At 41.7% G+C, this 7,520-nt stretch carries 4 protein-coding genes; 3 read left to right on the top strand and 1 reads right to left on the bottom strand.

The window, feature by feature from the left end; translation table 11 throughout:
* Nucleotides 1-537: 537 nt before the first annotated feature.
* Together Q4561_RS19080 and Q4561_RS19075 are read left to right on the top strand one after the other, a co-directional pair.
* The gene (locus tag Q4561_RS19080) at nt 538-2,934 is read left to right on the top strand and encodes a hypothetical protein (RefSeq protein ID WP_303462840.1); all 2,397 of its coding nucleotides are present in this window, start codon (nt 538-540) and stop codon (nt 2,932-2,934) included.
* Nucleotides 2,934-4,364, top strand: a complete 1,431-nt coding sequence (locus Q4561_RS19075) for a toxin-antitoxin system YwqK family antitoxin (RefSeq protein WP_303462839.1) — start codon at nt 2,934-2,936, stop codon at nt 4,362-4,364. The genes Q4561_RS19080 and Q4561_RS19075 overlap by 1 nt, the downstream gene beginning before the upstream one ends.
* 1 nt (nt 4,365) lies before the next feature.
* Here the strand turns inward: Q4561_RS19075 and Q4561_RS19070 are convergent, their stop codons facing one another.
* Nucleotides 4,366-5,130 (bottom strand): PEP-CTERM sorting domain-containing protein, encoded by a 765-nt coding sequence (locus Q4561_RS19070; protein ID WP_303462838.1) that lies wholly within the window; start codon nt 5,128-5,130, stop codon nt 4,366-4,368.
* A 361-nt stretch (nt 5,131-5,491) separates the two neighbouring features.
* Between Q4561_RS19070 and Q4561_RS19065 the strand changes: the two genes are divergently transcribed.
* Nucleotides 5,492-7,150 (top strand): hypothetical protein, encoded by a 1,659-nt coding sequence (locus tag Q4561_RS19065; protein ID WP_303462837.1) that lies wholly within the window; start codon nt 5,492-5,494, stop codon nt 7,148-7,150.
* The last annotated feature ends 370 nt before the right edge of the window (nt 7,151-7,520 follow it).

The raw sequence follows: 7,520 nt of genomic DNA, 5'->3' as shown, positions 1-7,520 counted from the left end.
AATGAGTGATTTTCTAGGGCGAGGCATGGTTATGAATCAGCAGTAATAGTGAGTTTTCTATATTTGCGTGAAAGGGAGAAAAAATCTACTGAACTTGGGGATGGTTTGTATGGGTGTCTAACTAATAGGGGCCGAATTGGTTTCGTAGCCATATAATGGCGCAATTAAAAGACACAAAGTAAAGCTGCTATTTGTCTATCCAAGAGTTGCAGGAGATCTCTCCTGAATTTTTTGGAGTCCTAGGTTGGGTAAGTTGTAGTGCTCTAGGTATAGCGCGACCTTTAATTCTTTTGTGTGTGTCTTAGGCTAGTTCTAGATTTTGCCGATATTCACCTGTCGCATTCAAAACTTATAAAAGGCGATTGGCACTTTAGTTGCTTCTCTCCCTACTAAATAGGGTGGCTGTCTCACTTTTATTGAAATAATTAACTAAGGTCGCTACCCTTTTAAGTAGAGTATTTTCCTCTGCATTTCAAAGCTGTTTCACTTCGCTGTAACGCCAATCGCCTTTTCCCTCTATCAAATATACGAGAATTTATGCGTTCACTTTCTTACCTTTTTATCTTTTCTATTACGATATTTTTAGTGGGTTGCTTCGGCGATAACACTATCGAATTTAACCCTGAAGTAGGGGAGAGTCGTCATTATCACACCATTCAAGAGGTGGAAATATCTACGCCCGGTCGTGGTAGTGAAAACATGCGGTTAGATAGCTATGCAACGTTCGAAATAACAGAAAATAAAGCAGATAGTATTAATGTCCATATTTCCCCTGGAAAGGTTGAGACCGATATTGGCTCACGCACTTTCAGTACCTCTGTAGAAGGGGGCTTTCCTGCTGAATTACTTGGCGAGCAAGGCGCTGGCGCAGATATGGTCATCAATAGTCAGTCGGGAGAAATGATAGATGTTAAGACTGCGGGAAATAGTTTGCGTGACAGTTTAACTAATGTGCTTGGTAATAGCGTTGGTAAGTTACTCAATCATGTAAGCCAACCTAATATCGCAGTGCCAATCAGCCCCAACAAAGGGTGGACGAATACCACTGAGTTTCGTGGTGTTTCGAACGTTGAATTTAAGGTGACTAAGGTATCAGACTCAAAGGTATGGATAGAGTTTCAGGGAGGTAAGGAAAGAAATCGTTTAGCAGGGCTGGCAGTTATAGATAAAGCATCCGGCTGGGTAGAGCATCAAGTACTAACTTCAAGTAGTCAGCATACAATTTCAGGTAAGGAAATAGGCATACGTTCAACTGAAGTATTGGCTCGTGTTGTTGATGGAAAAGAAGCGTATGTGCCAACGATGAGAACAAAATGGGCGAACAGATGGCTTGATATTGTTGAGTCGGCGCAAACGCAAAAGGTTGAAGCTGCATCTGACTTAGCTAAAGTTTTCAGCGACCCAGATGGACAATTAATACAAAAGAAAGATGAGCTTTCTTTAGAGCTTAACCATGCGTTAAGCAAAAATGTTTTCTTGGGAAATGTCGAATTTAGTGAGCCGCTGGTTTTTGATAAGAACGATGAGCTTATTAACCAGCCAATACATATAGGGCCCACATTTTCTCACAATCAATATAGAGAAGAAGGCAAAGTTAGCACCGCACAAATACATTTCACGGGCGCGGGTGGTCTTACTGAGTCTATTAAGCAAGCTGCTAGTGTTCGGGCAAAAATAGCGTGGTATCCAGATGAGTCTTTTATTACCAACGTTTCGATAGACCAAAACCAAAAAGCTCATTACGAAGACAATGGGGTAATAATTAATTTTAGTCTGGTTGATTCTGGCGCTGTGGATCATACAGGTAGCGAAAACGGCAAGCAGAATAGCGATAGAGAGAATAGTGGTCGTCAAGATAATAGCGGTCAGGACACCCACAATAATGAATATCAGGAAAACGAGAGCAAGCAAACCAATAAAGGCCCTCAGACTACAAGCGGGAAGAGTAACGCTGATAACGTTAAAATTTACGAGCTTACCTTCGAGGGGCAGGAAAATGACCGCCTTAATTTTGAGTTAGGAGAGGGGCAAGCTTATGATGTTCAATATCACGCTTATCCTAACCCGCCTCAATGGTTAACTGCCGAGGAAAGTAATACGCGCTACCAAGCCAGTGCTCACACCGAAGCCCATAAGGTGTTAATTCGCACGAAAGAGCAGCCTTCCAGCCTTAATATTATCGTCTATCGTGCTGCGAAGGAGCCTGCTGAAGTTCGTGACATTGTGTTTCTTACCGAGGAAGCAAAGCGATTTAGCTCAACAAGGAAGCCCGAAACTAACTACTTATATGAAAGTGATACTCCACATGTGGGTGCAGAAAACCTCAAACCAAAGGGTATTGAAAAAGGACAAGTAGAATTGGTGCTGGGCAATGCTCAAATTGATGTTTGCACTGCGACCTTGTCTCCTAAAGCTGAAGAGGCTGGCAATGCATTGGTATTTAAGCCTGTTTTTAATAATAAGAGCTTTATAAAACCCGCATCGCTTTTATTGCAAACAGAAGATGGGATTAGGCAGTATTTCTATGGTTTAGGTGCACGAGAAGTGACATTAAGCTGCTCTCAAACCCAACAATGGGTAGATTCGAACCTAAAACTTGATGCTGAAACACCTTGGGTAGTGGCTATCGAGGATTTAACAGCTATTAATAGAGAAAAAGGTGAAAATAAAAATGAGGACACCCACACCGTGGGTGACATTCTTTCTCGCTATCGCTTCCTAGATGCAGAGGGCCGAGTACTTAGCTTAGTGACTATTAATCAAGATGTTACGTTGTCCCCAAGCACTGAAATAGAGGATGTTTTATTTCCTCATAATACACTTCGAATAGCCGGTGAACCTGTGGGTGTCCAAGAAATTAGGATGTCTGATACGCCTATCAACAAAACATTCAACATTACCTTCCTCAACTTACCAACGGGGAGTGATGAATAATGCGTTTTATTCTTTCATTGATGTTAGGTATTAGCCTTATGCCTTCGTTGGCGTATGGCGAAACCGAATATTTAGACGTTAATTTAAAGCCAACTAAGGTAGAGATAAATCGTCGCTATCATTATGAGAGCGACGTGAAACCCGATGAAAATGGCGTCTACACGATACCCGTTTACGATAAAGAAGGTGTACTAATAGTCACGTTTCAAAGTACTGAACCTGTCATTGCCCGCGGTACTTTTACCGGAAAACAAGTGGCAGAAGAGCGCAAGTTGGGATTGCTGAATAGGGTGATTTACGCCCTTGGTGAGGGCTTCGATGGACGCGTGGAAATGCGAGATAAAAGCGGTTACTTACAGGAAGAAGTGACCTACGTTAACGGCAAACGCGATGGCATAAAAAAGCAGTACTACGATAACGGTGCCATTAACGCCATTACGCACTTTAAGCAAAATAAAGAAGTGGGCACAACTAAACGTTGGAACAGGAACGGCGTACTAGTTAGAGAAACAAAGCGTACGGAAGAAGGTACCTTTATTAGCGAACATGAATGGAATAGCGAAGGCATTTTAAGGCAGGAAACAGTGCCCACAAAGATAGAAGGGTACGGGGCTGGACTTAAAGAAACTACTTGGGAACTCGGTGAAATAAAGACTTTCATTGCCGCTGGGGTGAGCGATCCTAGTCGAGGTTTTGTGCGTGGTGCTAATCACGCCTATAAGTTAATAAAAAGAGAGCGCGCAACAGACGGTGAGTTAATAGCACTGGAAGAAGTACATGACTATGGGCGAAACGGCGAGCAGCGTTTGTACCACGAAGGGTTCTCGATTATCGAGAATACAACGGATGGTAAGCGCGACGGCCTATACAGCCAAGGTGACTTCGGCGACGAAGCTACCAAGGGCATGTACAAAAACGGTATAAAAGTGGGTAAGTGGCGAGATACCAATAAAAGTGGCGATATTATATACGAAACCTACTCTAATGCTGGCGAACTAAACGGGGATCGAACTGTTCAAGATAGTGAAACCGAGGCCTACATCGTTAAAGAACATTACAGCAATGGCAAAAAGCACGGCAAATACCAACACTTCGATTATGATGGTAATTTGGATACATACGGAGTATATCAAGAGGGTGTTAAGACCGGAGACTGGGTAGAGGCTGAAAGCGACACCACTTGGAAAGGCACGTATAACCATGGTAAAAAAGTCGGACGTTGGCTCAAATACAACGCGCAAAAATATGTCGTTTACGACTTGCAGTACAAAGACGGAGATCTAAACGGCCCTCAATATTTATTTGCCGACAATGGCGCTATCACTTTATTTGAAATGCGAAAAAATGGCATCCGTCATGGCAAGCGAATTACCTACGAAAATGGTATCGAAACCAGTAGGGGAAACTTTGTGAACGGACAAAAAGAATAGCCTATTTTTCTACGTTAATATGCTTCCTTGCAGATAAACCTAATGCGCCTATGAAGAAAAGAAGCAAGGTGTTAGGCGCTGGTACGTTTACCTGTAAATCGTAAAATTGTGAGCCTTGGTCGTTGACTAACGTGAGTGACGGGACTGCTGCATTTATCTGAGCCCACTCGAGAAATGCATCGAAGTGATCTATTTGAGGCGTGCTCAAACGTGCGCCCATGATGCTATTATTCCGAATAAGACTAGTGACTGGATCTAACGCTCCACCAGTATATTCATCGAATAAGCCAATCATATGCCCGAACTCGTGAGCAGCTATAATGCCTTGATTGCGGTATCCCCATCCCGAGGGGTTTCCTGTATACCATTGCCTTAAATTCACGTTTCCATTACCGGCATTTACATTCACAAAGTGGTCGGCTTCCGAATACGAATCTATCCAGTCAACATTAAATACCGTGTCGTAGTAGAAAGTGCCGTCAAATAAGTCAAAGGCATTGCTCCAAATCGACTCAATACTGCTTTCCCACGTATCGCGTAACGTACTACCTGGGTCAACACCAGTTAAAAAAACATCGACATCAATGAGTAAGTCTTGGTTAACAAAGCCAATATCGTAACTTGCATTCCAAGCGAAGCCCCCAGTTGTAATACGATATGAAACGGTTTCAGATACAATATCAGTAATTAACCCTGCATGACTGGCAGTTGTAAATAGTAGCGTAAACCCGATTAGGCAGCGTTTGAAAAAGCGATTATGTAGCATGGTATACATCCTTGGCGTACAATTATTTGTGTAGGCCAACATAAAGCGGCTTCTGATAGACCTTCGTAAAAAAGGGTTACAAGAATAAGCTAAAACTAATAAATTTAAGTGTAAGACATAATCTGGATTTGTAAAAAAAATGTGCGAAGTTTTTATTGTCGATTAACGCTTTCACATTCCAAAGTACCTGCTATAAAAGCAGCCAGAATCATGCCGATGAAGCTTAAGACGAAATGTCAGTACTTCACTTAAATCTAATAAAATCTCCAATCAAATCCTCTGTTTAAATATTGTTCAATTCGTATCTATCTAAAAAAAATATCTGTGCTATATTCAAAAAACGTTTATCAAGGAAGACAAAATGAAATTAACGCTGATTTCAGTTGTGCTCATCTTTTATTCTTTTTTTGCTACTGCAAATTCGGACTTTAACGAATTAGAATCTTTGTTCACTCAATGGCGTGCGTTTGAAGCACCTCCATTACATCAATTGGCTCCAGACTATCGCGAGCAAACATTTCAAAAAAGAGAGCCTGAGTGGCTTACGTTTAAAACTAAACTTTTAGCCTTTGATAGAAAAAATTGGACTGTCGCACAGCAAGTGGACTGGTTCGTTATGCTGTCTGAAATCAACGGTTACGAATTTAACGCAAATATACTGAAACCTTGGCAACGTGATCCTGCATTTTATAAGCAGGTATGGACCTATCAAAGCGATGTTCCAGCACATGAAGGGCCGACGCCACACTATGTCACGGAGTTATGGACGTATCAGTTTCCCCTCAGTGAGGAAGAGCAGAAGCGCTTAGTAACTGATTTATCTCGCATAGCGCCTTTACAGCAACAGGCAAAGATAAATTTAACAGGGAATGCTAAAGAGTTATGGATAGCAGGAATTCGAGATATTCAAATACAACATGACGTGCTTCTTAAGCTATATACGTTAATTGAGAATACAGGCAATGAGGTGCTTATTGCGCAGCAACAGGAAGCTGTTGCATCGACGCAAGAATTTATAAATTGGCTGCAAAAAAAAGCACCTGAGAAGAGCGGTCCTTCAGGGTTGGGAATTGAACACTACACCTGGTATCAACAAAATGTGCATATGATGCCAATGTCATGGGCAGATGAAGAGCGTCTGCTGCGCCGAGAATTGAATCGTGCTTGGTCATCGTTAAAGTTAGAAGAGCAAAGAAATAAAGACATACCGCAACTCGTAGCAGTAAAAAATGCCGATGAATTCGACCAATTGGCTACTCGGTCTGCAGAGTACTTCTTAAATTTTCTAGACGAAGAAGATATTGTTACTGTCCCTGATTATTTTAAACCTGCTCTTTTTGATAAGTTAGGCAGCTTCGTTCCTGAAGAAAGCAGGCACTTTTTTCATATAGGTTCTCATCTCGACCCCACGCCACTTTATTCTCATTTTTATCATTGGTTTGAGTTGGCCATTATGGTGAATGATCCCAGTCCGCGCGTCTTAAGGAAGCAGTCTCTTCTTTATAACATTTTTGATTCGCGGAACGAGGGAACGGCTACGGCCGTGGAAGAAATTTTTATGCACGCGGGATTGTATGACCATAATCCCCGAGCGAGAGAAATTGTATGGGTAATGCTGGCACAGCGGGCTGCTAGAGGATTAGGGTCTTTGTATGCCCATGCTAATCAAATGACGATGGAGGACGCGGGCGATATTCATATGAATTACACCCCGAGAGGCTGGATGAAAACGGAGCCTGACTTGCTAATTTTTGAACAGCATCTTTACCTTCGTCAACCAGGATATGGCACAAGTTACGTGACCGGAAAAATTCTGCTAGACGCTGCCATGTTGCAAAAAGCAAAGCAGGATGAAGAACAGAATAAAACCTTCTCATTAAAATCATTTTTTGATGAGTTAAACAGTATCGGCGGCATTCCAATTGCCTTAGGTACTTGGGAAATGACAGGGGAAAAACCTGAATTCCTTAACGATGTAGAAAAAACAGCGCGTAGCAAAAGCAGTTTGAATGCTATGTAGCTAGCCCGATAAAAAGTCAGTGGTGGTGCGAAAGCCATTCTGATCTTTTTATATTGATATTCGTCGAATATCAACCTCAAAACGTGATGTGCTTTGACAGTCAAGCAATCGTCTATATCACGATAAATAAGTCGCTTTACCGTGGTTTTCAAGCAGCATTCAGTCTTGGTTAATACTCATTAACTAATCGATTAGGCAAGAAATTACGTGATTCCTACACGGCATCTGATGTGTTTAGATAGTTTCGTTGACCAAAAAACAATCTTCAAAACATACAAATTTGCCAGTAAAAATTGTTTTTCGATTTGAAAGCTTTTTTAAGGGATTGTTTGTAGTGTTTAGTCAAAGTTTCTGTCTTTCGCAACGGTGT

This window comes from Alteromonas sp. 1_MG-2023, from assembly GCF_030547075.1.
GTDB lineage: Bacteria > Pseudomonadota > Gammaproteobacteria > Enterobacterales > Alteromonadaceae > Alteromonas.
Note: the sequence above shows the minus strand (reverse complement) of the source record. Positions and strands in the feature narration are given on the sequence as shown.

Bases quoted from the DNA above. Each gene is read 5' to 3' on its own strand.
- Q4561_RS19080 (WP_303462840.1), top strand. From the start codon at position 538: ATGCGTTCACTTTCTTACCTTTTTATCTTTTCTATTACGATATTTTTA.
- Q4561_RS19075 (WP_303462839.1), top strand. From the start codon at position 2,934: ATGCGTTTTATTCTTTCATTGATGTTAGGTATTAGCCTTATGCCTTCG.
- Q4561_RS19070 (WP_303462838.1), bottom strand. From the start codon at position 5,130: ATGCTACATAATCGCTTTTTCAAACGCTGCCTAATCGGGTTTACGCTA.
- Q4561_RS19065 (WP_303462837.1), top strand. From the start codon at position 5,492: ATGAAATTAACGCTGATTTCAGTTGTGCTCATCTTTTATTCTTTTTTT.